This is a genomic window from Azospirillum sp. UFLA03-27, assembly GCF_059803775.1.
In genome coordinates this window covers 1-25,275 of the sequence record NZ_JAUQTX010000079.1, presented here as the reverse complement: position 1 = coordinate 25,275, position 25,275 = coordinate 1, and the positions used below count along the sequence as shown (strand labels likewise).

Sequence of the window (25,275 nt, the reverse complement as noted above, 5' to 3'; positions counted from 1 at the left end):
TCTACACTCGCGTATAATCGTCGGCAGCGTCAGATGTTTATAAGAGACAGCTCCCCTCCCCTGCGAAGCGGGGGAGGGTTAGGGAGGGGGCAAAGACCTCCCCATGCAACCACGCTACAGCGGCCGCCGCGCCTTCAGCGCCGCGGTCAGAGTCCCGTCATCAAGATAGTCCAATTCCCCGCCCACCGGCACGCCGTGGGCCAGACGGGACACGGAGACCCCGCTGCCGGACAGGCGGTCGGTCACCACATGGGCGGTGGTCTGGCCGTCGACCGTGGCGTTCAGCGCCAGGATGACCTCGGTCACCGCCGGGTCCTTCGCCCGTTCCACCAGGGACGGGATGTTCAGATCGTCCGGCCCCACCCCCTGCAAGGCCGACAGCGTGCCGCCCAGCACATGGTAGGTGCCGTGGAAGGCGCGCGTGCGCTCCAGCGCCCAGAGGTCGCCGGCGTCCTCCACCACGCAGATGGTCGAGCGGTCGCGGCTGTGGTCGGAACAGACGGAGCAGGGGTCGCGGCTGTCGAGGTTGCCGCAGACCGAACAGTTGCGGATGGCCTCCGCGGCGAGCGCCATGGATTCGGACAGCGGCACCAGCAGGCTGTCGCGGCGCTTCATCAGGTGCAGCGCCGCCCGCCGCGCCGACCGCGGCCCCAGCCCCGGCAGCTTGGACAGGAGCTGGATCAGGCGCTCGATTTCAGGTCCGATCATTCACGGCTTCGCTGGCACGGCTTCGTTGGTTTCAAAGGGCGGCCGGGCCGCAAGTGCGACGGCCCGGCCATTCAACACTCAGAACGGCAGCTTCATGCCCGGCGGCAGCTTCATCCCGCCCATCAGGTTCTGGGTCTCGTTGGCGACGTGCTGCTCCACCTTGGCCTTGGCGTCGTTGAAGGCGGCGATGATCAGGTCCTCCAGGACCTCGATGTCCTCCGGATCGACGATCGACTTGTCGAGCTTGATCTTCTTCATCTCGCCCTTGCCGTTCACCGTCACGTTGACCATGCCGGCGCCCGACTGGCCGGTCATCTCGACCTCGCCCAGGCGGGCCTGCATCTCCTGCATCTTGGCCTGCATCTGCTGGGCCTGCTTCATCATCTGGCCGAGGTTCTTCATGGGTCAGAAATCTCCTTCATCGTCGAGCGGGTAATAAACCCCGTCGTCCTGCTGCATGACCATAAGGTCGGGATTCTCCCCGTCATCCGCAACCTGGGGCTCGGCCTCGACCGCCGCCTTGAGGTCACGGACATCGGTGATCTTCGCGCCGGGAAAGGCGTCCAGAACGGCGCGCACCACCGGATGCGCCTCCGCCTCCTCCAGCGCGCGCTTCTGGGCGGCCTGCTCCTGCTGGATCAGCGTCGGCTCGCCCGGCGCGTCCGACACGATGACGACCCAGCGCTGGCCGGTCCATTCCGTCAACAGCTGGCCGACGCGATTCGGCAGGGTCGACGGGGCCAGGGTCGTCAGCCGCAGTTCCAGCCGCCCCGGCTCCATGCGCACCAGATGGACGCTGCCGGTCAGGTGGCCGTAGAGCGCGCCCTCGCGCTTCTCCGCGAAGACCTGGACCAGCGTGCGGAAGTCGCGCGGCATCGCCACGCGCTCCTCGTCTGCCAAGGAGACGGCCGCCACGGCAACGGCCGGCACGGGCTGGGGAGACGGCTGCTGGCTCGGCTGGGCCTGGGCGACGGCACGCACGGCGGAGCCGCCCACCGCCACCGGCCCGCCGCCGGGACCGCGCGGGGCGCCACCGCCGCCTTGTCCACCACCCTGGCCACTTTGCCCGCCGCCGTTCTGCAAATTCTGGAACTGGCGGATCAGGTCGCCGGGTGTCGGCAGGTCGGCGGCGTAGGACAGCCGTACGATGACCATCTCCAGCGCCTGCTGCGGCACCGGGGCCGCCTGCACCTCGCCCAGCCCCTTCAGCAGGAGCTGCCACGCGCGGGTCAGCGCCGGCATGCCGAGCTTGGCCGACAAGGCGGCGCCGCGGGTGCGCTCCGCCTCCGGCAGGCCGGGGTCGTTGGCGCTGTCCGGCACGACCTTCAGCCGCGTCAGATTGTGCACGAGGTCGAGAAGGTCCTGGAGGATCACCACCGGATCGGCGCCGACGCGGTGCAGGTCGGACAGCAGGTCCATCGCCTCCGCCGGCTTGGCCGAGACGGCGGCCTTGAACAGGTCGATCACCTTGCTGCGGTCGGCCAGACCCAGCATGTCGCGCACCTGCTGCGCGGTCACCGTGCCGGCGGCCAGCGCGATGGCCTGGTCGAGCAGCGACAATCCGTCGCGCACCGACCCGTCGGCGGCGCGCGCGATCAGGGCTGCGGCGTCCGGCTCGATCCCCGCCCCTTCGAGGCCGGTGATGCGGGTGAAGTGCTCCTTCAGCACCTGGGCGTCGACGCGCCGCAGGTCGAAGCGCTGGCAGCGCGAGAGCACCGTCACCGGCACCTTGCGGATCTCGGTGGTGGCGAAGACGAACTTCACATGGGCCGGCGGCTCCTCCAGCGTCTTCAAAAGCGCGTTGAACGCGCTCTTGGAGAGCATGTGGACCTCGTCGATGATGTAGAGCTTGTAGCGCGCCGAGACGGGGGCGTAGCGCACGCCGTCGATGATCTCGCGGATGTCGTCCACGCCGGTGTGGCTGGCGGCGTCCATCTCCATCACGTCGACGTGGCGGTCCTCGGCGATGGCGCGGCAATTGTCGCAGACGCCGCAGGGCGTCACCGTCGGCCCGCCGGTGCCGTCCGGCCCGGTGCAGTTCAGCGCGCGGGCGATGATGCGGGCGGTGGTCGTCTTGCCCACCCCGCGCACGCCGGTCAGCATGAAGGCCTGGGCGATGCGGCCCGAATGGATGGCGTTGGTCAGGGTGCGGACGAGCGCGTCCTGCCCGATCAGCTCGGCAAAGCTCTTCGGACGGTATTTCCGCGCCAGCACCCGGTAGGCGAGGCCCCCGGACGTCCCGGAAACGGAAGAGGACATATCGGCAACGGTGGTATCGGTCACGCGGCTGGCCCGGTAATCGGCTTCACGACGGAGCGCAGAATAGCGTCACGGCACGGGGCTGTCGCCGTTTCAATTCGCTGCAGGAATTTATGGGGAAGGGTGGGAGACTGGACGAACGACCCGAGCCGAAACTCGTTACGGCTGCTTCCTTCCGGACCTGACCGGGTTGGCGAGGGACTCGTCCGCCGCCAGCCTCCCGCGCCTTATATCGGCGATAGGGCCATCATATGCAAGGCCAATCTGCCGGCTTTCCGTTTGAAGGAGAACGAAAAAGCCCCGCGTCCGATGGAACGCGGGGCTTTTGCCTGTTTCCCGGATGGGACCGATGCGCGTTACTGCGGCAGCGGCGCCGGGCTGTCGGACAGGGAGCGCAGATAGGCGATGATGTTCGCCCGGTCCTGGTCCTTCTTCACGCCGGCGAAGGTCATCTTGGTGCCCGGCGCGTAGGCCTTCGGGTCGTAGAGGAAGTGGTTCAGCTCGTCGTAGTTCCAGGGGCCGGCCTTGCCCTTGATGGCGTCGGAATAGGCGAAGCCGTCCAGATGGCCGTGCGGGGCGCCGACGATGCCGTAGAGGTTCGGGCCGACCTTGTTCGCCCCCCCCTTGTCGAAGCTGTGGCAGGCGGCGCAGGCCTTGGCCGCGGATTGGCCGGCGGCGGCGTCGGCCTTGGCGAGCAGCGGGGCGATCTCGGCGGGGCCGGACGGGGCGGCGCCACCGCTGGGGGCCGGAGCGGCGCCCTCCGGCATGGCCACGACATAACCGGGCTTCTCAGGCGTCTTCGGGTGCACCAGAACTTCCGCGGCGAAGCCGGCCAGCATGGCGATCAGACCCGCCAGCAGCACGGCGCCGAAAATCTTGTTCCACTCCATGCTCATAACGTCTTGTTCCCCTTTTTTGTCGTGCCGCGGGCCCGTCGCCAGGGCTGGCTGGTTCTCCGCCGCACGATAGCGTGACCGCGGCGGCTTGTCACCGCTTCGGCCCCCTCCCTTGCCACAGGAATATCGGTTCTCCGACTGTTGGCCACCTGAATATTGGAGTGACGCCGCTTGACGCAAAGGGCGATCCATGGTTCACCCGCGCCACCTTTCCGACGCGACAGGGGGCCGTTCCATCATGAACGCCGACATGAACGCCAGCGCAGACACCCAGGGCACGGCGAACCCGCCGCCCTCAAATCCAATCGTCGTGATTCCCGCCCGCATGGCCTCCACCCGCCTGCCGGGGAAGCCGCTGGCCGACATCGGCGGCGCGCCGATGATCGTGCAGGTGTGGCGCCGCGCCATGGAGGCGGAGATCGGCCCGGTGGTGGTCGCCTGCGCCGAGCCGGAGATTGCCGCGGCGGTGGAGGCGGCGGGCGGCACCGCCGTGTTGACCCGGCCCGACCATCCCTCGGGCTCCGACCGCATCTTCGAGGCGGTCAGCCTGCTCGACCCGGAGGGGAAGTACGACGCAGTGGTGAATGTGCAGGGCGACCTGCCGACCATCGAGCCGGCGGTGGTGCGCGCCGCCTTCGCCCCGCTGTCCGACCCCCAGGTGGACATCGCCACGCTGGTGGTCGAGATCACGCGGGAGGAGGAGCGCACCGATCCCAACGTGGTCAAGGCCGTCCTGGAGCTGCCGCCCGGCGCCCGGCGGGGCCGCGCCCTCTATTTCAGCCGCGCCACCGTCCCCTGGGGCGACGGGCCGCTGTTCCACCACATCGGGCTGTACGCCTACCGCCGCGCCGCGCTGGAGCGCTACGTCCGCCTGCCGCCCTCGGCGCTGGAGCAGCGTGAGCGGCTGGAGCAGCTCCGCGCCCTGGCCTTCGGGATGCGCATCGACGCCGCCGTCGTTGACGCGGTTCCGCTCGGCGTCGATACTCCCGCCGACCTGGAGCGCGCCCGCGCGATCCTCGCCAAGCGCACCTCCCTCTAAAAGAAGACCTCTCGATGACGACCTCGAACGTGATCGCCTTCCAGGGCCTGCCCGGCGCCTATTCGGACCTGTCCTGCCGGACGGTCTTTCCGGAGATGACGACGCTGCCCTGCGCCACGTTCGAGGACGCCTTTGCCGCCGTGCGCGAGGGGCGCGCGGCGCTCGCCATGATCCCGGTGGAGAACTCCATCGCCGGGCGCGTGGCCGACAACCACCATCTGCTGCCCGAAGGCGGCCTGCACATCATCGGCGAGCATTTCCAGCGGGTGAACCACCAGCTCCTCGCCCCGAAGGGCGCGACTCTCGCTGGGCTGAAGACAGTGCGCAGCCACATCCAGGCGCTGTCCCAGTGCCGCAACATGACGCGCGAGCTGGGGCTGACGGCGATCTCCCACGCTGACACCGCGGGCGCCGCCGCCGAGATCGCCAAGCTGGGCGACCCGCAGCACGCCGCCATCGCCTCCTCGCTGGCCGCGGACATCTACGGGCTGGACATCCTGAAGGGCGGCATCGAGGACGCGGAGCACAACACCACCCGCTTCCTGATCCTGTCCCGCGAGCCGAAGACCCCGCCGCTGCCCACCGAAGGGACCGGGGCCAAGATCATCACCACCTTCGTCTTCCGCGTGCGCAGCGTGCCGGCGGCTCTCTACAAGGCGCTGGGCGGCTTCGCCACCAACGGCATCAACATGACGAAGCTGGAAAGCTACATGGTCGGCGGGCACTTCACCCAGACCCAGTTCTACGCCGACGTGGAAGGCCATCCGGAGGAGCGCTCCCTGCGTCTGGCGCTGGAGGAGCTGGCCTTCTTCGCCCGCGCGGGCGAGGTGAAGATCCTGGGCGTCTACCCGGCCAACCCCTTCCGCTATCAGGAAAGCCAGCGCATCGGCGAGGATTGAGGGGCGGGGCGGGCCGCGCTCGCCCCACCCTTCCCACGGCTTCGCCGCGTGTTCCCTCACTTCCCCTCGGCGATCCACTCGTCGATCAGGCGGCGGGCGATGCTGTCGGGGCGGGCGAGGCGGAACTCCTCGCTGGGAGTAAAGGTCCGCAGGAAATCGCGGTCGAACCAGTGGGCCGTCTCCAGCTCCTCCAAGTCCGTCTGGATGTCCAGCGTCACCGCCCGCGCGCTGAAGCCCAGCATCAGCGAGGACGGGAAGGGCCAGGGCTGGGACGAGTGATAGCGGATGTCGGTGACTTCCAGCCCCACCTCCTCCAGCACCTCGCGCCTCACGCTGTCCTCCAGGCTTTCGCCCGGCTCGACGAAGCCGGCCAGCACCGAATGCATGCCCGGTGGGAAGCGGGAGTTGCGGCCCAGCACCATCCGCCCGGCCCCGTCATGGACCAGCATGATGACCGCCGGGTCGGTGCGCGGGAAATGGTGGGTGGCGCAGTCCGGGTTGGTGCAGACGCGCACATGCCCGCCCTCGGCACCCGCCGCGACCGAGCCGCAGACGCCGCAGAAGCGGTGCCGGGCGTTCCACCAAGTGATGCCGCGGGCGTAGGCGCACAGCCCGGCCTCCGTCGCCTCCATCACCGGGCCGACGGCACGCAGGTCCTCGAAACGGCCAAGCCCGGCCAGAGCCGGATGCTCCTCCGGCGCCTCCAGGCCGGTCAGGTCCACGGTGAAGTGCGGCACGCCGTCCAACAGGCCGAGGAAGACCGGCTCCACCCCCCAGTCGCCACCACAGGCAACGGCGACCGCGTGGGCCGAGTCGGCGTCGCCGGTCACGAAGTTGCGCGATTTCGCCACGGGCAGCAGGCGCGCCTGCGGCGAGGCCCAGGCGTCTTTCAGCCAGTCCTTGTCCTTGCGGCGCACGGCGGCGCGGTCGAGCGGGATGCCGGCATAGGCGTTCGGGCGGGCGTTCGGGCGGTCGGGTGGGGAGGAGCGGTCGTGCATGGCGAAGAGGCTGCCACAAGCCCGCGGAACGGGGAAGCGGCGTCCCGCGCAACCCTCCTCCTTCATTCATAGTTTGCGCCGGGAGAGCACCCGACTAGGATGCCGCCCTCGTCCCAACCACGCGCGATCCGGCGGAGCGACCATGACCGAACCCTGCCCCACCCCCCTGGTGACCCTGGCGGAGCGTCTGGCCGACGCCTCCGGCCCGGTCATCCGCCAGTATTTCCGCACGCCGGTGGCGGTGGACGACAAGGCCGACGCCTCCCCCGTCACCATCGCCGACCGCGAGGCGGAGCGGACGATCCGCAGCATCATCGAGGCCGAGCGCCCCGACGACGGCATCTATGGCGAGGAGTTCGGGACGAAGAACCTGGACGCCGAGTGGGTGTGGGTGATCGACCCCATCGACGGCACCAAGTCCTTCATCACCGGCCGCCCGATCTTCGGCACGCTGATCGCCCTGCTGCACCGCGGCCGCCCGGTGCTGGGCGTCATCGACCAGCCCATCGTCCGGGACCGCTGGCTGGGCGTCGAGGGGCGCCCGACCCTGTTCAACGGCCAGCCGGCCCGCGTGCGCGCCTGCGCCGGGGGGCTGGCCGCGGCGACCCTGGGGACCACCTCGCCCGACCTGTTCCCCGGCACGGACCAGGATGCCTTCCGCCGGGTGGCGGGGGCGGCCAAGGTGTCCGTCTATGGCGGCGATTGCTACAGCTACGGCCTGCTGGCGGCGGGCTATTACGACCTCGTCGTCGAATCGGGGCTGAAGCTGTACGACTTCGCGGCGCTGGTGCCGGTGGTGACCGGGGCCGGCGGGCTGATGACCGATTGGGACGGGCGGCCGCTGGACGCCAAATCCAGCGGACGTGTGGTCGCCGCGGGCGACGCCCGCACCCACCGCGAGACGCTGGCCGCCCTGGCCGGCTGAGACAGGAGGACCACGCCCATGGCAACCATCGCCACGCCCGCCCGCTCCGTCTTCGAGACCTCGCCGGAGAAGCTGCGTCCCTTCCTGCACTCGCTGGCCGGCCGGGTGTCGGGCGGGGCCAACTGGATGGTCCGCAAGAAGACGGTCTGCGACCTGCTGCTGGGGCTGGACGCCTTCTTCGCCCTTCCGGCGGAGGAGCGCCGCGCCCTGATGGGCGCCGGAGACGACGCCGCCTCCCAACATGGAGCCCAGGACGGCACCGGGCCGGAGGACTTCCGCAATGTCCTGCCGCTCTATGTCGGGGCGATCCTGGAGGGGCTGAAGGAGGAGGCGGTGACGCAGCCGGAGCAGGCGGCGATCTACATGCTGTCCATCCACCCGGAGCACCAGATGGCCGCCGAGGAATGGATGCTCGCCGACCCGCGCAACGGCAAGGCGGTGCGCCGGATGATGCGGTCCGACCGCCGCTACCGTCAGCTCATGGAGCGCATGGCCGACCACTGGAAGAAGACCCGCGCCGGTCAGGGCAGCAGCGAGACGGCCAGCAGCCCCAGGTAGATGCCGATGAACAGGCCGAGGACGATGCCGTAATCCTCGTCGGTCATCGGGTTGGAATCGGGGTCGAACTGCCGCATGATATACTCCCTGTGCGTCAACGGATGTTCAGAATAACCGTTGACGCTCGCGAAGTTCCCGCGACAAGGCCGTGACTTCCACTGGGTGGGGCCGGGTTGGGGGTGAACATCCCCATAAAAAACGGACCGCACCGGAGGGGCACGGTCCGCTGAGTCGGGAGGGACCCGAAGGGAAAGGGTCAGAAAGGGCTCAGATGGCAAAGGCTCAGGTGGACGGCCGGGCCTCGCCGGTGATGGCCGGTTTCGGCGGCATCTCCTCGGCCAGCGCGCGGTAGGCCAGCCCGCCGAGCAGCCCGCCGACCAGCGGCGCCACCCAGAAGGCCCAGAGCTGCTGCAGCGCCCAGCCGCCGACGACCAGCGCCGGCCCCGTGCTGCGCGCCGGATTCACCGACGTGTTGGTGACGGGGATGCTGATGAGGTGGATCAGCGTCAGCGCCAGACCGATGGCCAGCGGCGCGAAGCCCGCGGGCGCTCGCCGGTCGGTGGAGCCCAGGATGACGATCAGGAACATGAAGGTCAGCACCACCTCGATCAGCAGGCCGGAGGTCAGGTTGTACGCGCCCGGCGAATGCTCCCCGTACCCGTTGGCGGCCAACCCCTTGGCGGCCAGCGACCAGTCGGCCTTGCCGGTGGCGATGACGTACAGCACCAGCGCCGCCAGGAAGGCGCCGACCACCTGCGCGATGACGTAGGGCAGGATGTCCTTGGCCGGGAAGCGCCCGCCGGCCCACAGCCCCACCGTGACCGCCGGGTTCAGGTGGCAGCCGGAGATGTGGCCGACCGAGTAGGCCATGGTCAGCACCGTCAGGCCGAAGGCCAGGGAGACGCCGGTCAGCCCGATCCCGACCTCCGGAAAGGCGGCGGACAGCACGGCGCTGCCGCAGCCGCCGAAGACCAGCCAGAAGGTGCCGAGAAACTCCGCGCTCGTGCGCCGGAACATCGTCATGTCACCACCTCGTCGGGCTTGCCGCATTTCCGCCTTTTTTGCGCCCCCGGACGGGCCGGCGCCAGCGCACGGGCGTAAGATACCGTTGCGTACGCGGACTTGACGCGCCGCAAGGCGCGTACATGCTAGGGCTGATCCGCCTTATCATCTCAGGCCCAACCACATCAGGACCGACGATGCGCCGAGTTCTCGCTGCCGCCCGGACGACCGCTGTCTTGGCTCTCCTTGCGCTGACGGTGCCAATCCAGGCGAATGGGGTCCAGGCGGAAACGGTCACCGTCCCCGCCCTGAAGCAGTTCGGCGAGCCGGAATTCAAGCCGGGCTTCACCCACTTCCCGCACGCCAACCCCGACGCGCCGAAGGGCGGACAGATCACCCTCGCCGCGCAGGGCAGCTTCGACAGCCTCAACCCGATCATCCTGCGCGGCGTCACCCCGCGCACGCTGGGGCTGATCGCCGACTCGCTGATGGTCGGCTCCGGCTGGGAGATGGACGCCGCCTACGGGTCGCTGGCGGAAAGCGTGGAACTGCCCGACGACAGGAGTTGGGCCATCTTCCATCTGCGCCGGGAGGCGCGCTGGCACGACGGCGTGCCGGTGACCGCCGGCGACGTGGTCTTCGCCTGGGACTCGATCCAGGCGCACGGCAACCCGTTCCTGAAGTCCTTCCTCGACCGCGTCGCCGCGGTGGAGGCGCTGGACGAGCACCGGCTGAAGATCACCCTGAAGACCACCGGGGAGATGAAGCCGATCATCGACTTCGCCACCAGCATCGCCCCCCAGCCCGAGCACTGGTGGACCGCCAACGGGCGCGACATCTCCAAGACGACGCTGGAGCCGGTGCTGGGCAGCGGCCCCTACCGCATCAGGACCGTCGATCCCGGCCGCTCCATCACCTACGAGCGGGTGGCCGACTGGTGGGGCCGCGACCTGCCCACGGCGCGCGGCTTCTACAACTTCGACAGCGTGAAGGTCGATTACTACCGCGACGACGACGTGATGTTCGAGGCCTTCAAGGCCGGCGCCTACGACTTCCGCACCGAGCACCGGGCGCAGCGCTGGACCACTGGCTACGACTTCCCCGCCGCCAAGGATGGCCGGGTGAACCGCGTCGAGGTGAAGAGCGACCTGCCGCTGGGCGCCCAGGGCTTCCGCCTGAACACCCGCCGCGCAAAGTTCACCGACCCGCGGGTGCGCGAGGCGCTGGGCTATCTGTTCGACTTCGAATGGATTCAGAAGAACATCCTGTACGGCCAGTATCTCCGCACCACCTCCAACTTCCCCAACTCCGACTTCGGCGCCAAGGGGCCGCCGACGCCGGAGGAGCTGGCCCTGCTGGAGCCCTTCCGCGCCCAATTGCCGGAGCGCGTCTTCACCACTCCCTTCGAGCCGCCGAAGACCGACGGCAGCGGCAACAATCGCAACAACCTGCGCGAGGCCATGCGCCTGCTCCGCGAGGCCGGGTGGGAGCTGAAGAACGGCCGGATGACCAGCGCCAGGACCGGCGAGGTGCTGAGCATCGAGTTCCTCGACGGCACCGGCGCGCTGACCCGCGTGATCCAGCCCTATGTGGAGGCGCTGCGCAAGGCGGGCATCGACGCGGTGCTGCGGGTGGTCGACACCGCCCAGTTCCAGGCGCGCACCGACGAGTTCGACTTCGACGTGGTGGTGGCGAACTTCAACTTCTTCACCCCGCCGGGGACCGAGCTGCGCAGCTATTTCGGCTCCGCCGCCGCCGACGTCCGGGGATCGGCCAACTACGCCGGCATCAAGGAGCCGGCGGCCGACGCGATGATCGAAAAGGCGCTGGCGGCGAAGGATCTGGCGTCCGTCCAGGCGGCGACCCGCGCGCTCGACCGCGTGCTGCTGTGGGGATTCTACATGGTGCCGCACTGGTACAACCCGGACAACTGGATCGCCCACCGGACGACGCTCGGCTTTCCGGAGAAGACGCCGAAATACGATCTGGGCTTCCGCAACAGCGGCTTCCCCGAGGCGTGGTGGGTGAAGCGATAGCCCCTTAAAGCCGAGGCTCCGCCTTGATTGTGCCACAAGGGAGACCCTACCTTACCGGAAACAATAAGGACCGAGAGGGGCATGAGGAAGACCGGTAAAGCGATCCTGGCCGCGGTCATGTGCCTGTATCTGGCGGAACCCTTCGCCACGGCCCGTGCCCAATCCACCCAGCCGGAGGCCGCCCAGAAATCCGCGGGGCACGCCGTCACGGCCCATGGGACGCCCAAATACGGGCCGGACTTCCAGCATTTCGACTACGTCAACCCCGACGCCCCGAAGGGCGGCGAGATCAAGCTGGCGACCTACGGCAGCTTCGACAGCCTGAACCCCTTCATCCTGCGCGGGTCGACCGCCGCCGGGGCCACCCTGCCCTTCGACACGCTGACGGTGGAGAGCGGGGACGAGGTGCTGACCCGCTACGGGCTGCTCGCCGAGACCATCACCGTCGCCGAGGACCGGAGCTGGGTGCGCTTCACGCTGCGCCCGCAGGCGCGCTTCCACGACGGCGCCCCGGTGACCGCCGACGACGTGGTGTGGAGCTTCGAGACGCTGCGCGACAAGGGCCACCCGCTCTACCGCACCTACTACGCCGACGTGACGAAGGCGGAGAAGACCGGCGAGCGCGCGGTCACCTTCACCTTCCGCGACGGCGGCAACCCCGAGCTGCCGGTCATCATGGGCCAGTTGCCGGTGCTGCCGAAGCATGTGTTCGAAGGAAACGGCTCCGGGGTGCGCGACTTCGCCAGCACCACGCTGGACCCCATCGTCGGCAGCGGCCCCTACCGGATCGTCGAGGTGCAGCCCGGCCGCTCGCTCGTCTTCGAGCGGGTGCAGGACTGGTGGGCCAAGGACCTGCCGGTCAACCGCGGGCGTTACAACTTCGACCGCATCCGCTTCGACTATTACCGCGACCTCGACGTGGTGTTCGAAGCCTTCAAGGCCGGGGCCATCGATTTCCGGGTGGAGCATTCGTCGAAGAACTGGGTGACCGGCTATGACGTGCCCGCGGTCCGTGACGGCCACATCGTCCGCGAGGAGATCAAACACCAGGACCCGCAGGGCATGCAGGCCTTCGTCTTCAACAGCCGCCGCCCGGTCTTCGCCGACCGCAAGGTGCGCGAGGCGCTGAATTACCTGTTCGATTACGAATGGACGCGGGCGAACCTGTCCTACGGCCTGTTCCAGCGCACCAAGAGCTTCTTCTCCAACTCCGAGCTGGCCTCCACCGGTCTGCCCTCGCCGGAGGAGCTGAAACTGCTGGAGCCGTTCCGGGGTAAGGTGCCGGAGGAGGTCTTCACCAAGCCCTTCGCGCCGCCGCAGACCGACGGCTCCGGCAACATCCGCCCGAACCTGCGCACGGCGCTGTCCTTGCTTAAGGAGGCCGGGTGGGAGCTGAAGGGTAACAAGCTGCTCAACGCGAAGACCGGCGAGCCGATGCGCTTCGAGATCCTGCTGGTGCAGCCGGACATGGACCGCATCGTCCAGCCCTTCGTCCGCAACCTGGAGCGCGCCGGGATCGAGGCGGCCATCCGCGTGGTGGACACCGCCCAGTACCAGAACCGGATCGACCGCTACGACTTCGACATGGTCATCCAGCGCATCCTGCAATCGACCTCGCCCGGCAACGAGCAGCGCGACTACTGGCAGGCGGCCCGCGCCGACCAGCCGGGCAGCCGCAATCTGGCCGGCATCAAGGACCCGGTGGTGGACGCGCTGATCGACCGGGTGATCCAGGCCCCCGACCGCGAGAGCCTGATCACCGCGACCCGCGCGCTCGACCGCGTGCTGCTGTGGGGCTGGTACGTCATCCCGCAATGGCACGACGACGTGCGGCGCGTCGCCTATTGGAACCGTTTCTCCCATCCGGCGGTTGCGCCCAAATACGGCTTGGCCTTCACCGACACCTGGTGGGTCGATCCTGACAAGAACGCGAAGCTCGCCAACACGGCCCGCCGCGCGGCGCCCTGAGACGGCAAACAGAAAGGCGAACCCGCGCGATGCTGGCCTACATCATCCGCCGTCTGCTGCTGATCATCCCGACGCTGTTCGGGATCATGGTCATCAACTTCCTGATCGTGCAGATCGCCCCCGGCGGTCCCATCGAGCAGATGATCGCCCGCGTCCAGGGCACCGCCGTGGAGGCGACCGCCCGCATCGGCGGCACCGGCGGCGGCGAGACCGGCGGCCCGGCGGCGCAGCAGGCCCAGGGCGGCGACACCGGCAGCCGCTACCGCGGCGCCCAGGGGCTGGACCCGGAGTTCATCAAGCAGCTCGAACGCGAGTTCGGCTTCGACAAGCCGCTGCATGAGCGCTTCATCCACATGATGTCGAACTACCTGATGTTCGACTTCGGCAAGAGCTATTTCCGCGACCGCAGCGTCGTCGATCTGGTGATCGAGAAGATGCCGGTGTCGATCTCGCTGGGCATCTGGACGACGCTGATCGTCTATCTGGTGTCGATCCCGCTGGGCATCGCCAAGGCGGTGCGCGACGGCCAGCCCTTCGACGTCTGGACATCCGGCGTGGTCATCGTCGGCTACGCCATCCCCAGCTTCCTGTTCGCCGTGCTGCTGATCGTCGTCTTCGCCGGCGGGCGCTATTTCGACCTGTTTCCGCTGAGGGGGCTGGTGTCGGACAACTGGGCGAGCCTGCCTTGGTGGCAACAGATCCTCGACTATGCGTGGCACATGGTGCTGCCGGTGCTGTCCATGGTGATCGGCGGCTTCGCCGGGCTGACCATGCTGACCAAGAACTCCTTCCTGGAGGAGATCAACAAGCAGTATGTCGTGACCGCCCGCGCCAAGGGGCTGGCGGAGCGGCGGGTGCTCTACGGCCACATCTTCCGCAACGCCATGCTGATCGTCATCGCCGGCTTCCCCGGCGCCTTCATCGGCATCCTGTTCACCGGCGCCCTGCTGATCGAGGTGATCTTCTCGCTGGACGGGCTGGGGCTGCTGGGCTTCGAGGCGGCGATCAACCGCGACTATCCGGTGATGTTCGGCACCCTGTACTTCTTCACGCTGCTGGGGCTGATCATGAACCTCGTCGGCGACGTGACCTACGTTGCCGTCGATCCCCGCATCGACTTCGAAGCGCGGAGGGTGTGATGAACATGCATCCGTTTCTGGCGCTTGCCCCCTCTCCCCTCTGGAGAGAGGGTTGGGGTGAGGGGGTTGCGCTTGTGCCGGACGCACCGCCACGCGCAACCCCCTCACCCTCCCCTCTCCCCAGAGGGGAGAGGGCAAATGCCCGTCAGGGGGACCGCACATGAGCGGCGACCGCTTCCTCGGCATGCACGTGACGCCGCTCACCCGGCGGCGGCTGGCGAATTTCCGGGCGAACCGGCGGGGCTTCTGGTCCTTCTGGATCTTCCTGGTGCTGTTCACCCTGTCGCTGGGCGCGGAGTTCATCGCCAACGACCGCCCGTTGCTCATCAAATACGACAACGCGCTGTATTGGCCCGTCTTCACCGCCTATCCGGAAACCACCTTCGGCGGCGAGTTCGAGACGGAGACCGATTACCGCGACCCCTATGTGCGCCAGCTGATCGAGGAGAAGGGCTGGATCGTCTGGCCGCCGATCCCCTACGGCTACCGCACCATCAACTACAACCTGCCGGTCCCCGCCCCGGCCCCGCCGTCCGCCGACAACTGGCTGGGCACCGACGACCAGGGGCGCGACGTGACGGCGCGGCTGATCTACGGCTTCCGCATCTCCGTGCTGTTCGGGCTGGTGCTGACCGCCTTCTCGTCCGTCGTCGGCATCATGGCGGGGGCGGTCCAGGGCTATTTCGGCGGCATCACCGACCTGCTGTTCCAACGCTTCATCGAGATCTGGCAGGGCCTGCCCACCCTGTTCCTGCTCATCATCCTGTCCAGCGTGGTGACGCCGAACTTCTGGTGGCTTCTCGGGCTGCTGCTGCTGTTCTCCTGGACCTCGCTGGTCCATGTGGTGCGGGCGGAGTTCCTGCGGGCGCGCAACTTCGACTATGTGCGCGCCGCCCGCGCGCTGGGCGCCACCGACGCGACGATCATGGTGCGCCACGTGCTGCCCAACGCCATGGTGGCGACGCTGACCTTCCTGCCCTTCATCCTGAACGGGTCCATCACCACGCTGACAGCGCTCGACTTCCTGGGCTTCGGCCTGCCGCCCGGCTCGCCCTCGCTGGGCGAACTGCTGGCCCAGGGCAAGGCCAACCTCCAGGCGCCCTGGCTGGGCCTGACCGCCTTCTTCGTGCTGGCGATCATGCTGAGCCTGCTGATCTTCATCGGCGAGGCGGTGCGCGACGCCTTCGACCCGCGCAAGACCATCGGCCAGCTTTCCACGGCCACCGGAACCGCCAACGAGGCGGGCGCGGTGGCGCAGAAGGCCGCGGAATGATGCCCTTAACAACCACCGACCCAAGAAGGCGGAACCGCCCATGACCGACATGACGACCAATGGGACCGACGATCTCCTCCAGGTCCGCAACCTCCATGTCGAGTTCCGCTCGGGCGGCGGGGCGATGCACGCGGTGAAGGGCGTGTCCTTCGACATCGCCAAGGGGGAGACCCTGGCGCTGGTCGGCGAGTCCGGGTCGGGCAAGTCGGTCACCGCCCTGTCGATCCTGCAACTTCTGCCCTACCCCATGGCCCGCCACCCGCATGGCTCCATCCGCTTCCGCGGGACGGAGCTGGTGGGGGCGGAGGAGAAGGTGCTGCGCGACGTGCGCGGCGACCGCATCGCCATGATCTTCCAGGAGCCGATGACCTCGCTGAACCCGCTCCACAGCATCGAGCGGCAGATCAACGAGACGCTGTTCCTGCACAAGGGCCTGTCCCGCGCCGCCGCGCGCAAGCGCACGCTGGAGCTGCTGCGGCTGGTCGGGCTGCCCAACCCGGAAAGGCGGCTGAACGCCTACCCGCACGAGCTGTCGGGCGGCCAGCGCCAGCGCGTGATGATCGCCATGGCGCTCGCCAACGAGCCCGACCTGCTGATCGCCGACGAGCCGACCACCGCGCTGGACGTCACCATCCAGGCGCAGATCCTGGAGCTGCTCAAGGACCTCCAGCGCCGCTTCGGCATGGCGCTGCTGCTCATCACCCACGATCTGGGCGTGGTGCGCAAGATGGCCGACCGGGTCTGCGTGATGAACCAGGGCGAGATCGTCGAGCAGGCCGCCGTCGCCGACATCTTCGCCCGCCCGCAACACCCCTACACGCGCAAGCTCCTGGCCGCGGAGCCGAAGGGCGACCCGCTGACCCCGCCCGCCGACGCGCCGGAGGTCATGGCCGCCGACAACCTCAAGGTCTGGTTCCCCATCAAGAAGGGCCTGCTGCGCCGCACCGTCGACCATGTCCGCGCCGTGGACGGCGTGTCGGTCAACGTGCGGCAGGGGCACACGGTCGGGGTGGTCGGCGAGTCCGGTTCCGGCAAGACGACGCTGGGCCTCGCCCTGCTGCGCCTGCACGCCAGCGAGGGGGCGATCCGCTTCGACGGCAAGGACATCCAGGGCTGGCAGGCGAAGAAGCTGCGCGGGCTGCGGCGGGAGATGCAGGTGGTCTTCCAGGACCCCTACGGCAGCCTGTCGCCCCGCCTGTCGGTCGGCCAGATCATCGGCGAGGGTCTGACGATCCACCGCATCGGCTCCGGCGCCGAACGCGACGCCATGGTGGCCAAGGCGCTGGAGGAGGTGGGGCTCGACCCGTCCAGCCGCCACCGCTACCCGCACGAGTTCTCCGGCGGCCAGCGCCAGCGCATCGCCATCGCCCGCGCCCTGGTGCTGAAGCCGAAATTCGTGGTGCTGGACGAGCCGACCAGCGCGCTCGACATGTCGGTGCAGGCGCAGATCGTCGACCTGCTGCGCGACATCCAGGCGCGCAACAACCTCGCCTACCTCTTCATCAGCCACGACCTGCGGGTGGTGCGGGCGCTCAGCAGCCACGTCATCGTCATGAAGGACGGCAAGGTCGTGGAACAAGGGCCCACCCGCCGCATCTTCGAGGAGCCGCGGGAGGACTACACCCGCGCCCTGCTCGCCGCCGCGCTGAACCTGGAAGCCGTCAAGTCCGACGCCGTGCGGATGTAGCGTCGCCGCGTTCGCTATCCCCTCTCCCCCCTGGGGAGAGGGTTAGGGTGAGGGGGTTGCGCGTGTCGGTACGTCCGGCAAAAGCGCAACCCCCTCACCGGCCCTTCGGGCCACCCTCTCCCCAGAGGGGAGAGGGCTATGAGGGTCAAGTGCGATTGCCTTGGCTCCGCAGGCGCTTCGCCTTCGTGGCGTTGGGCGGCGCCTTCGGCCGATGCGGCGATGCCTTCGGGGAGTCCCGCCCCGGCACCGTCAGCTCGCGCCATTGGCCGGGCGCCAGACCGTCCAGCGTCCAGTCGCCGATGGACCAGCGGATCAGCCGCAGGGTCGGGAAGCCGACCGCGGCGGTCATGCGGCGCACCTGACGGTTCCGCCCCTCCTTCAGGGTCAGGGCGATCCAGCTTGTCGGGATGGCGGCGCGGAAGCGCACGGGCGGGTCGCGCGGCCACAGGCCATCCGGCTCCGCCATCCGGCGGGCCTCGGCGGGCAGGGTCGGCCCGTCGTTGAGCGTCACCCCGTCGCGCAGGCACTGCAACGCCTCCTCGGTCGGGACGCCTTCCACCTGCACCCAGTAGGTCTTGGGCAGCTTGTGCTTGGGCGAGGCGATGCGGGCGATCAGCGCGCCGTCGTCGCTCAGCGCCAGCAGCCCCTCGCTGTCGCGGTCCAGCCGCCCGGCGGCGTAGACTCCCTTCACCGGTACATGGTCGGCCAGCGTCGGACGCCCCTGCTCATCGGTAAACTGGGGCAGCACGCCATAGGGCTTGTTCAGCAGGATCAGACGGGGCACGGTTGGCTCGAACGGGTTTGAGACGAAGAACGACAACATTACAGGGGTTTGCACCGTGACGCTGCTTTTCTGCTCCACCACCGACCGGTCCGACCGCTGGCTGAGCGAGCTGGATGCCCGCCTGCCCGGCCTGGAGGTGCGGGTGTGGCCCGAGATGGGGGACCCGGCGGACATCGAGATGGCGCTGGTGTGGAAGCCGCCGCACGGGCTGCTCGCCACCCTGCCGAACCTGAAGCTGATCGTGTCGCTGGGCGCCGGGGTGGAATCGCTGCTGCTCGACCCCACCCTGCCCGACGTGCCGCTGGTCCGCATGGTGTCGGAGGGGCTGACCGTGGACATGGCCGGCTATGTGGCGCTGCAGGTGCTGCGCTGGCACCGGCTCCTCGACGAGTACAAGGCGCTCCAGCAGGCCGGGCGGTGGGAGCCGCTGGACCCCTGCCCGGCGTCGGAGGTGAGTGTCGGCATCCTGGGCATGGGCGAGCTGGGCATGGCCTCGGCCAAGACGCTGCTGAGCATGGACTACCGTGTACTGGGCTGGAGCCGGACGCCGAAGACGCTGCAGGGGGTGGAGAGCTTCTCCGGACCCGACGGGCTGGCGGCGATGCTCGGGCAATGCAACCTGCTGGTCTGCCTGCTGCCGCTGACGGCGGAGACGCGCGGCCTGCTGAACCGCAAGCTGTTCGCCGCCCTGCCCAAGGGGGCGGTGGTCGTCAACGCCGCGCGCGGCGGCCATCTGGTGGAGGACGATCTGCTGGCGGCACTGGAGAGCGGGCACATCGCCGGGGCCAGCCTGGACGTGTTCGCGGAGGAGCCGCTGCCCGTCGGCCATCCCTTCTGGACCCACCCGAAGGTCCATGTGACGCCGCACGTCGCCGCCGTCACCCACCCGTCGCGCTCCGCCGCGGTGGTGGCCGAGGCGATCACCGCCTTCCGCGAGGGGCGCCCCCTGCCGAACCTCGTGGACCGCAGCCAGGGCTACTGAAAACGGCGGCGGTCAGGCGGGCACCGCCACCGGGGTGGAGGCGCCCAACTGCGCCTCCAGCCGCGCCTTGGCGGAGGCCGCCACCTCCTCCTCGGCGCGGATGACCGCCATGTCCTCTGGCGCCACGGCGCCCGCAGCGACGACCAGCTCGGCGAAGTCGGACAGGAAGACGCTGCCCTTCACGGTGCGCTGGACGAGCACGCTGCGCTTGTCCTCGACGTCGCGCTTGCGCTTGATGAAGCCGAGCAGCGACAGCCGGTCGAGCGCGCGGGTCACCGCGGGCTTGGAGATGTTCAGCGTCGCCGCCAGACCGCGCACGGTGTGCGGCGGATCGGTCAGATAGACCTGGAGCATGATGGCCATCTGCCGCGCCGACAGGTCCGGCCCGTCCTGCCGGACGCTGGCGATCAGTGCCGTCCGCCACAGGCCGAGCGCTTTCAGGTTCCGTGCCATGTTTTCCCCCCGCGTGCCGCGTCCCTTGCCCCGAAGGCCCCCGCATTCGGAACGCGCGGCGAAGGAGTGTCCCCCAACCCGGCCCGGACAGGCAAGCGTTTCGCAACCGGATCGATCGGTCAGGGTGTCGCGGGAGCGGGCAAGTCCGCGAAGCGGGAGGGTGGGGGGTTCCTCGTCGGGAGCCCGCTCAGTAGATCAACTCGTTCTCGCCGCTGCCTTCGGAGATGACGATTTCGCCGCGGGCGGCCAGATCCTTGGCGAGCTGGACCATGTACATCTGGGATTCGTCCACCTCGCGGACACGGACGGGGCCCATGGCGGCCATGTCCTCGCGCAGGATCTTCGCCGCGCGTTCGGACATGTTGGAGAAGAACAGGTCTTTCAGCGTCTCCGACGCACCCTTCAGGGCGGTGGCGAGCTTCTGCTTGTCGACGCTGCGCAGCAGGGCCTGGACGCCCGAGGGGTCGAGCTTGGACAGGTCCTCGAAGGTGAACATCAGCGACTTGATGCGCTCGGCGCTGTCGCGGTTGCGTTCCTCCAGGGCGGCCATGAAGCGGTGCTCGGTCGTGCGGTCCAGGCCGTTGAAGATTTCCGCCAGCATCTCGTGGCTGTCGCGGCGGCTGGTGCGGGCGAGGTTGGTCATGAACTCGGTGCGCAGCGTGCGCTCCACGTCGTCCAGAACCTCCTTCTGCACGGCCTCCATGCGCAGCATGCGCATGATGACCTCCATCGCGAAGCTCTCCGGCAACTGGGTCAGCACGCGGCCGGCGTGTTCCGGGCGGATCTTCGACAGCACCACCGCCACGGTCTGCGGGTATTCGTTCTTCAGGTAGTTGGACAGGACCGATTCGTTGACGTTGGCCAGCTTGTCCCACATGGTGCGGCCGGCCGGACCGCGGATCTCCTCCATGATGGAGTCGACCTTGTCCTTGGGCAGCGTCTTCAGCAGCAGGCGTTCGGTGGAGTCGAAAGAGCCGACCAGCGAGCCGGTGGCCGACATCTGCTCCGCGAATTCGACGAACAGGCGCTCGATCAGGTTGGCGGAGACGGTGCCGAGGTTCGCCATCACCTGCGACAGCTCCTTGATCTCCTCGTCGTCCATCATCGCGAACAGCTTGGACGAATGCTCCTCGCCCAGCGCCAGCATCAGGATGGCCGCCTTCTCCGGACCGGTGAGGGTGCGATAATCCTCACGAACCTTCAGCGCCATGTATCCGCCTCCAAAAACCCGGCCGGCACCCGAGTCCACCGGTCCTACCCGAAGGTTTTAGTCCTTTCCGAATCGGCACGCCACCCCCGCGACGCCCGCGGGGGTGACAATTTTAACCATATGCCGCTTGTTGAACCGCTCTGTCACCCGAACCGCTTGGCGATAACGGCATAGGCCGCGCGCAGGCCCAGCGCCTCGCCGCCTTCCGGGCGTCCGGGGCGGGCGCCGCTGTTCCAGGCGAAGGTGTCGAGATGCGCCCAGGGCGTGTCCTTCGACACGAACTCCTGAAGGAACAGCCCGGCGGTGATCGCCCCGGCCATGCCGTTGCTGGTCACGTTGTTGAGGTCGGCGACCTTGCTGTCCAGCCCCTTGCGGTAGGGCGCCCACAGCGGCAGGCGCCACAGCGGGTCGCTCTGCTCCTCCCCGGCGGCCAGCAGGTCGTTGGCGAGATCGTCGTCGTTGGCGAACAGCGCCGGCAGGTCCGGCCCCAGCGCGACGCGGGCGGCCCCGGTCAGGGTGGCAAAATCGATCAGCAGGGCGGGCTTCTCCGAATCCGCCTCGGCCAGCGCGTCGCACAGGATCAGCCGGCCCTCGGCGTCGGTGTTGCCGACCTCCACGCTCAGGCCCTTGCGCGTCTTCAGCACGTCCATCGGTTTGAAGGCGTTGCCGGAGATCACGTTCTCCACCGCCGGGATCAGAACGCGCAGCCGCACCGGCAGCCCCGCCATCATCACCATGCGGCCCAGCGCCAGCGCGTGCGCCGCCCCGCCCATGTCCTTCTTCATCAGCAGCATGCCCGACGACGGCTTGATGTCCAGCCCGCCGCTGTCGAAGCAGACGCCCTTGCCGACGATGGTCACCTTCGGGTGCGTCGGGTTGCCCCAGCGCAGATCGATCAGCCGCGGCGCGCGCGGGCTGGCCCGGCCCACCGCATGGATGGCCGGATAATCGCGGTCAAGCAGACCGTCGCCGACGATGACGTCCAGCCCCGCCTCGAACTCCGACGCCAGCGCGGCGGCGGCGGCAGCCAGCTCCGCCGGGCCGAGGTCGTTGGCCGGCGTGTTGACGAGGTCACGCAGCAGATAGGTCGCGGTGGCGGTGCGCTGCACCTCGCCCTGGTCGGCGTGCTGGGGCCAGACGAGGTTGGCGAAGGACTTCTCCGACGCCTTGTAGCGCCCGAAGCCGTAGCTGCCGAGCGCCCAGCCCAGCGCCAGACGGGTGGCGGCGCGGCGTTCGAGCGCGGCGTCCACCGCCTCGTCCAGCTGGTAGTTCCCCGGCGGCAGGCCAGCGGGCAGCCCGGCGAGGCCCCACAGGTCATCCAACGCCGACACGCCGGCCAGCACGCGGGCGACCGCTCCGCCCTCCCCTGGCAGGAACGCGGTGGAACCGGCCTCCCCCGTAAAGTTCACAGCCTTGACCCAGGCCGCGGTGGCGGGCGGCTGACCCTCCAGCCACGTGGCGAGGCCGGCCTTGTTCAGCGGGGTGATGGTCACGGTGCCGGGGCCGGCCGTGGCGAGCAGGGTGGCGAGCAAGGCGGGCGTCCTTCGTCAGGAAACGGAAACAGTGATGGAAAGCATGGCGCGCCGGGGCGCCCCTGAAAAGGGGGATTGCGTGCCGGCTTGCCGCAAGGTCGCAGGACAGGCATGCTCCGCCACCCTCTTCCTTCGCGACCGAGGCGCATCCATGGACGACCTGACGCTGGTCATCGGCAACAAGGCCTTCTCCTCCTGGTCCCTGCGGCCCTGGCTGGCGCTGAAGCGGACCGGCCGGCCCTTCCGCGAGATCGTCATCCCGCTGCGCCAGCCCGGCACCGCGGCCCGCATCGCGGAGCATTCGCCCTCCGGCCGGGTGCCCTGTCTGCGGCACGGCGACCGGGTGATCTGGGACTCGCTGGCGATCTGCGAGTATCTGGCGGAGTCCTTCCCTGAGGCTGCCCTCTGGCCGGCGGACGTCCACGCCCGCGCGGTGGCGCGGTCGGTCTCGGCGGAGATGCATTCGGGCTTCGCCGCCCTGCGCAACTTCATGTCCATGGACCTCAAGGCCTTCCGCCCCGGCGTGGGCCGCAACGCCGAAAGCGAGGCCGACATCGCCCGCGTCTTCGCCCTGTGGCACGACGCGCGGTCCCGCTTCGGGGCGGGCGGCCCCTTCCTGTTCGGCGGCTTCTCCATCGCCGACGCCATGTACGCGCCGGTGGTGACGCGCCTCCTCACCTACGGGGTGGAGATGGACGGGCTGTGCGGCGACTACGCGCGGGCGGTGATGGAGCTGCCGGCCATGGCGGAATGGGTGGCCGCCGCCAAGGCGGAGCCCTGGGACCTCTACGCGGACGAGCGCGACCCCCAATAGGACCCGGAATAGGACGACGTCAGGGCGTCGCCCCGCCGGTCGGTTCGTTGGCGGCGTTGCCGATCAGCCCGACCTCGCGGTAGTAGCGCTCGGCGCCCGGGTGCAGCGGGACGGAGACGTTGGCGACCGCCTTGGTGGCGTCGAAGCTGCGCCCCTTGGGGTGACCCTCGATCAGCAGGCGGCGGGTGTTCTCGTGCCACAGCGCCTTGGTGACGCCGTGGATCAGGGTGGGGTCGCGATCGGCGCGGACCAGCAGCTCCGCCCCCACCCCCAGCGTGTGGATCTCCGGGACGCCGGGGTAGGTGTCGGCGGGGATGGTCTGGTCCATGTAGAAGCGCTGGCGGATTCGCAGCCCGTCGGCGACCTCGCCGTCGAGCGGGATCAGGCGGATCGGCTCGCGGTTCGCCACGTCGGTGACCGCCGCCACCGGAAAGCCGCCGACCATGAAGAAGGCGTCCAGCTCCTTCTTGGCCAGCCGGTCCGCCGCGGTGCCGGGCTTCAGGTAGGCCGGGGGCCGCAGCTCCGCCTCCTTCACGCCGAAGGCGTCGAGGATCGCCCGCGCCTCCACCAGCACGCCGGAGCCCTCCTCCCCCAGCGAGACGGCCTTGCCCTTGAGGTCGGCCACGCCGTGAAGGTCGCTGTCGGCGCGCACGACGAGCTGGATCGCCTCCGCGTAGAGCATGCCGATGGAGCGCAGCCCCTCGAAGGGCGCCTTGCCGTGGAAGATGCCGGAGCCGGTGTAGGCCCAATAGGCGATGTCGGCCTGGGACATCCCGGCCTCGACCGCGCCGGAGCGCAGCAGCTCAATGTTCTCCACCGAGCCGAGCGTCGCCTGCGCCACCGCGATCAGACCCGGCACGCCGCAGCTTCCCCCGCGGTCGCAGGGGCGCGAGCCGGGCGGATTGGAGATGGCGTTGGCGATCAGCCCGCCGATCGGGAAATAGGTGCCCGACGTGGTGCCCGTGCCGATCCGGAAATAGCGGATGTCCTGCGCCTCGGCACCCCGCGGCAGCAGGCCGAGCAGAGCGGCCCCCGCGACACCGGCCAGGAGATGGCGGCGGCTGGGAAGACCTTGGGAGGAAAGGCGGGGGTTGGCTCCTGCGCGCAGCACCGGCGGGTCCACCTTTCCTGCTGGCCAGCCGTCCCGGCGGCATTGGGCCATCGGCGGCGTGTGTTGGACACGCTCTTACAAGAATACCCGCAGCCGGGCTTTTTCAAGGCGTCGGGGGCTTAAAAGACGCCCGCCAGATCAAGAACCCCGGCGAGTGCTACCGCGCCGCCACACATTTGCACGACTCGGCCCGACGCCGCCTGCCCCACCGCCACCGACAGGCCCAGCCCGGCGCCGATGACCAGCAGCACGCCGGACGACAGCCCGGCCCAGAACAGCGGCCCACCCATGTGCACATAGCCGTGGAAGGCCCCCGCCGCAGCGACCGTCAGCACACCCAGGGCCAACGGAGCCTTCAGCCCGAGGGCGACCAGTCCGCCCATCAGGATCAGCGACGCCGACAGCCCTTCCGCGGCGTAGGGCAAACGGATGCCGATCTGCGCGGCCAGCCCGGCGGCCAGCACCGCGGTCAGCGCCGCCACCGGAAGCTGCCAGACCGAAGGGCCGCCGTTCTGCCCGCTCCACAGCCCGATGGCGAGGAAGCCCAGCAAATGCTGGAGCACCCACACCGGTTCGGTCAGGCCGGTGCCGAACGGCCCGGTCACCGTCATCCGCGCCAGCGCGGGCGCGGCACCGGCGCCGATCAATGCGAGCGCCAGAAGAACCGACCGGATCGCCACCATTCCCTACCCCTTTTCCCCAACGTCTCTTGCGCAGCACCGGGCCGGTATGGCCGCTGCGCGGGGTGGGGTCAAGTGACCAGGGTGGCGGGCTTCAAGAACCGGGGATGATCAGTAGCCCAGGGGGCCGGGGCCGTACTGGCGGAGGTCCTGCTGCTTGCGGAGCAGGTCGCGTTGCTGCAGCGGGTCGAGCCGGCCCATGGCGTCCTCGGTGCGCAGCCGGTCGACCTCCGGGCTCATCAGGTCGCGCTTGGCGCGGTCGGTCAGCCCCTGGGTCGAGCCTGTCTCTTATACACATCTGACGCTGCCGACGATTATACGC

23 protein-coding genes and 1 other RNA gene are annotated in these 25,275 nt (G+C 69.1%); 11 read left to right on the top strand and 13 right to left on the bottom strand.

Annotation, left to right across the window (positions count from 1 at the left end; genetic code table 11):
- Positions 1–114 precede the first annotated feature (114 nt).
- The 5 genes from recR to Q4I23_RS14110 form a co-directional block, all read right to left on the bottom strand.
- Positions 115–708 (bottom strand): recombination mediator RecR, encoded by a 594-nt coding sequence (recR, locus tag Q4I23_RS14130; RefSeq protein ID WP_014239410.1) that lies wholly within the window; start codon positions 706–708, stop codon positions 115–117.
- 78 nt (positions 709–786) lie between these two features.
- Complete coding sequence (locus tag Q4I23_RS14125; RefSeq protein WP_014239409.1) at positions 787–1,110, bottom strand: YbaB/EbfC family nucleoid-associated protein; 324 nt, start codon at positions 1,108–1,110, stop codon at positions 787–789.
- 3 nt (positions 1,111–1,113) lie between these two features.
- Positions 1,114–2,967, bottom strand: coding sequence for a DNA polymerase III subunit gamma/tau (locus Q4I23_RS14120; protein ID WP_498526613.1), 1,854 nt, complete (start codon positions 2,965–2,967; stop codon positions 1,114–1,116).
- A 123-nt stretch (positions 2,968–3,090) separates the two neighbouring features.
- An RNA gene (ffs, locus tag Q4I23_RS14115) (signal recognition particle sRNA small type) lies at positions 3,091–3,188 on the bottom strand.
- Between the two features lie 135 nt (positions 3,189–3,323).
- On the bottom strand, positions 3,324–3,863 hold the full coding sequence (locus Q4I23_RS14110) for a c-type cytochrome (RefSeq protein ID WP_498526612.1): 540 nt from the start codon (positions 3,861–3,863) through the stop codon (positions 3,324–3,326).
- Between the two features lie 250 nt (positions 3,864–4,113).
- Between Q4I23_RS14110 and Q4I23_RS14105 the strand changes: the two genes are divergently transcribed.
- On the top strand, positions 4,114–4,902 hold the full coding sequence (locus Q4I23_RS14105) for a 3-deoxy-manno-octulosonate cytidylyltransferase (RefSeq protein ID WP_454019381.1): 789 nt from the start codon (positions 4,114–4,116) through the stop codon (positions 4,900–4,902).
- A gap of 14 nt (positions 4,903–4,916) precedes the next feature.
- Positions 4,917–5,801: a prephenate dehydratase gene (locus tag Q4I23_RS14100; RefSeq protein WP_137115037.1), complete on the top strand. Its 885-nt coding sequence runs from the start codon at positions 4,917–4,919 to the stop codon at positions 5,799–5,801.
- Positions 5,802–5,857: 56 nt separating this feature from the next.
- Here the strand turns inward: Q4I23_RS14100 and nudC are convergent, their stop codons facing one another.
- Positions 5,858–6,799 (bottom strand): NAD(+) diphosphatase, encoded by a 942-nt coding sequence (gene nudC, locus Q4I23_RS14095; RefSeq protein WP_498526611.1) that lies wholly within the window; start codon positions 6,797–6,799, stop codon positions 5,858–5,860.
- Between the two features lie 142 nt (positions 6,800–6,941).
- Here nudC and hisN point away from each other — a divergent pair, with 142 nt between their 5' ends.
- Both hisN and Q4I23_RS14085 read left to right on the top strand, forming a co-directional pair.
- The gene (hisN, locus tag Q4I23_RS14090; protein WP_454018829.1) at positions 6,942–7,724 is read left to right on the top strand and encodes a histidinol-phosphatase; all 783 of its coding nucleotides are present in this window, start codon (positions 6,942–6,944) and stop codon (positions 7,722–7,724) included.
- 18 nt (positions 7,725–7,742) lie between these two features.
- Positions 7,743–8,282 (top strand): hypothetical protein, encoded by a 540-nt coding sequence (locus Q4I23_RS14085; protein WP_498526610.1) that lies wholly within the window; start codon positions 7,743–7,745, stop codon positions 8,280–8,282.
- A 282-nt stretch (positions 8,283–8,564) separates the two neighbouring features.
- Here the strand turns inward: Q4I23_RS14085 and aqpZ are convergent, their stop codons facing one another.
- The gene (gene aqpZ / locus Q4I23_RS14080) at positions 8,565–9,305 is read right to left on the bottom strand and encodes an aquaporin Z (RefSeq protein ID WP_174440093.1); all 741 of its coding nucleotides are present in this window, start codon (positions 9,303–9,305) and stop codon (positions 8,565–8,567) included.
- Positions 9,306–9,520: 215 nt separating this feature from the next.
- Between aqpZ and Q4I23_RS14075 the strand changes: the two genes are divergently transcribed.
- From Q4I23_RS14075 to Q4I23_RS14055, 5 genes are all read left to right on the top strand, one after another.
- Positions 9,521–11,320, top strand: a complete 1,800-nt coding sequence (locus Q4I23_RS14075; RefSeq protein ID WP_498526609.1) for an extracellular solute-binding protein — start codon at positions 9,521–9,523, stop codon at positions 11,318–11,320.
- Positions 11,321–11,401: 81 nt separating this feature from the next.
- A complete protein-coding gene (locus Q4I23_RS14070; RefSeq protein ID WP_498526608.1) occupies positions 11,402–13,288 on the top strand; it encodes an extracellular solute-binding protein in 1,887 nt (628 codons plus the stop codon).
- Between the two features lie 29 nt (positions 13,289–13,317).
- Positions 13,318–14,427, top strand: a complete 1,110-nt coding sequence (locus Q4I23_RS14065; RefSeq protein WP_200528751.1) for a microcin C ABC transporter permease YejB — start codon at positions 13,318–13,320, stop codon at positions 14,425–14,427.
- 160 nt (positions 14,428–14,587) lie between these two features.
- Positions 14,588–15,700: an ABC transporter permease gene (locus tag Q4I23_RS14060; RefSeq protein ID WP_498526607.1), complete on the top strand. Its 1,113-nt coding sequence runs from the start codon at positions 14,588–14,590 to the stop codon at positions 15,698–15,700.
- A 49-nt stretch (positions 15,701–15,749) separates the two neighbouring features.
- A complete protein-coding gene (locus Q4I23_RS14055) occupies positions 15,750–17,387 on the top strand; it encodes an ABC transporter ATP-binding protein (RefSeq protein ID WP_498526614.1) in 1,638 nt (545 codons plus the stop codon).
- Positions 17,388–17,532: 145 nt separating this feature from the next.
- Here Q4I23_RS14055 and Q4I23_RS14050 read toward each other — a convergent pair whose 3' ends face one another.
- Complete coding sequence (locus tag Q4I23_RS14050; protein WP_498526606.1) at positions 17,533–18,171, bottom strand: pseudouridine synthase; 639 nt, start codon at positions 18,169–18,171, stop codon at positions 17,533–17,535.
- A 55-nt stretch (positions 18,172–18,226) separates the two neighbouring features.
- Here Q4I23_RS14050 and Q4I23_RS14045 point away from each other — a divergent pair, with 55 nt between their 5' ends.
- Complete coding sequence (locus Q4I23_RS14045) at positions 18,227–19,153, top strand: 2-hydroxyacid dehydrogenase (RefSeq protein WP_498526605.1); 927 nt, start codon at positions 18,227–18,229, stop codon at positions 19,151–19,153.
- 12 nt (positions 19,154–19,165) lie between these two features.
- On the opposite strand, the gene Q4I23_RS14040 is transcribed toward Q4I23_RS14045, so the two are convergent.
- The 3 genes from Q4I23_RS14040 to Q4I23_RS14030 form a co-directional block, all read right to left on the bottom strand.
- Positions 19,166–19,606: a MarR family transcriptional regulator gene (locus Q4I23_RS14040; protein WP_498526604.1), complete on the bottom strand. Its 441-nt coding sequence runs from the start codon at positions 19,604–19,606 to the stop codon at positions 19,166–19,168.
- 187 nt (positions 19,607–19,793) lie between these two features.
- Positions 19,794–20,816 carry a flagellar motor switch protein FliG gene (gene fliG / locus Q4I23_RS14035; RefSeq protein WP_014239388.1) on the bottom strand — a complete coding sequence of 341 codons (1,023 nt, stop codon included), beginning with the start codon at positions 20,814–20,816 and terminating at the stop codon, positions 19,794–19,796.
- Between the two features lie 143 nt (positions 20,817–20,959).
- The gene (locus Q4I23_RS14030; protein ID WP_498526603.1) at positions 20,960–22,348 is read right to left on the bottom strand and encodes a leucyl aminopeptidase family protein; all 1,389 of its coding nucleotides are present in this window, start codon (positions 22,346–22,348) and stop codon (positions 20,960–20,962) included.
- 151 nt (positions 22,349–22,499) lie between these two features.
- Between Q4I23_RS14030 and Q4I23_RS14025 the strand changes: the two genes are divergently transcribed.
- Complete coding sequence (locus Q4I23_RS14025) at positions 22,500–23,162, top strand: glutathione S-transferase family protein (RefSeq protein ID WP_454018820.1); 663 nt, start codon at positions 22,500–22,502, stop codon at positions 23,160–23,162.
- A 19-nt stretch (positions 23,163–23,181) separates the two neighbouring features.
- Here Q4I23_RS14025 and Q4I23_RS14020 read toward each other — a convergent pair whose 3' ends face one another.
- Positions 23,182–24,273 (bottom strand): TAXI family TRAP transporter solute-binding subunit, encoded by a 1,092-nt coding sequence (locus Q4I23_RS14020; protein ID WP_454018819.1) that lies wholly within the window; start codon positions 24,271–24,273, stop codon positions 23,182–23,184.
- Positions 24,274–24,392: 119 nt separating this feature from the next.
- On the bottom strand, positions 24,393–24,956 hold the full coding sequence (locus Q4I23_RS14015; protein WP_237904264.1) for a HupE/UreJ family protein: 564 nt from the start codon (positions 24,954–24,956) through the stop codon (positions 24,393–24,395).
- Positions 24,957–25,275: the final 319 nt, after the last annotated feature.

What these genes read in the sequence shown, in the direction of transcription:
- Q4I23_RS14120 (WP_498526613.1), bottom strand. Translation starts at nt 2,967, where the DNA reads ATGTCCTCTTCCGTTTCCGGGACGTCCGGGGGCCTCGCCTACCGGGTG.
- Q4I23_RS14060 (WP_498526607.1), top strand. Translation starts at nt 14,588, where the DNA reads ATGAGCGGCGACCGCTTCCTCGGCATGCACGTGACGCCGCTCACCCGG.
- Q4I23_RS14015 (WP_237904264.1), bottom strand. Translation starts at nt 24,956, where the DNA reads ATGGTGGCGATCCGGTCGGTTCTTCTGGCGCTCGCATTGATCGGCGCC.
- Q4I23_RS14105 (WP_454019381.1), top strand. Translation starts at nt 4,114, where the DNA reads ATGAACGCCAGCGCAGACACCCAGGGCACGGCGAACCCGCCGCCCTCA.
- Q4I23_RS14055 (WP_498526614.1), top strand. Translation starts at nt 15,750, where the DNA reads ATGACGACCAATGGGACCGACGATCTCCTCCAGGTCCGCAACCTCCAT.
- Q4I23_RS14125 (WP_014239409.1), bottom strand. Translation starts at nt 1,110, where the DNA reads ATGAAGAACCTCGGCCAGATGATGAAGCAGGCCCAGCAGATGCAGGCC.
- recR (WP_014239410.1), bottom strand. Translation starts at nt 708, where the DNA reads ATGATCGGACCTGAAATCGAGCGCCTGATCCAGCTCCTGTCCAAGCTG.
- Q4I23_RS14040 (WP_498526604.1), bottom strand. Translation starts at nt 19,606, where the DNA reads ATGGCACGGAACCTGAAAGCGCTCGGCCTGTGGCGGACGGCACTGATC.
- nudC (WP_498526611.1), bottom strand. Translation starts at nt 6,799, where the DNA reads ATGCACGACCGCTCCTCCCCACCCGACCGCCCGAACGCCCGCCCGAAC.
- Q4I23_RS14065 (WP_200528751.1), top strand. Translation starts at nt 13,318, where the DNA reads ATGCTGGCCTACATCATCCGCCGTCTGCTGCTGATCATCCCGACGCTG.
- hisN (WP_454018829.1), top strand. Translation starts at nt 6,942, where the DNA reads ATGACCGAACCCTGCCCCACCCCCCTGGTGACCCTGGCGGAGCGTCTG.
- Q4I23_RS14085 (WP_498526610.1), top strand. Translation starts at nt 7,743, where the DNA reads ATGGCAACCATCGCCACGCCCGCCCGCTCCGTCTTCGAGACCTCGCCG.
- aqpZ (WP_174440093.1), bottom strand. Translation starts at nt 9,305, where the DNA reads ATGACGATGTTCCGGCGCACGAGCGCGGAGTTTCTCGGCACCTTCTGG.
- Q4I23_RS14070 (WP_498526608.1), top strand. Translation starts at nt 11,402, where the DNA reads ATGAGGAAGACCGGTAAAGCGATCCTGGCCGCGGTCATGTGCCTGTAT.
- fliG (WP_014239388.1), bottom strand. Translation starts at nt 20,816, where the DNA reads ATGGCGCTGAAGGTTCGTGAGGATTATCGCACCCTCACCGGTCCGGAG.
- Q4I23_RS14110 (WP_498526612.1), bottom strand. Translation starts at nt 3,863, where the DNA reads ATGAGCATGGAGTGGAACAAGATTTTCGGCGCCGTGCTGCTGGCGGGT.
- Q4I23_RS14100 (WP_137115037.1), top strand. Translation starts at nt 4,917, where the DNA reads ATGACGACCTCGAACGTGATCGCCTTCCAGGGCCTGCCCGGCGCCTAT.
- Q4I23_RS14025 (WP_454018820.1), top strand. Translation starts at nt 22,500, where the DNA reads ATGGACGACCTGACGCTGGTCATCGGCAACAAGGCCTTCTCCTCCTGG.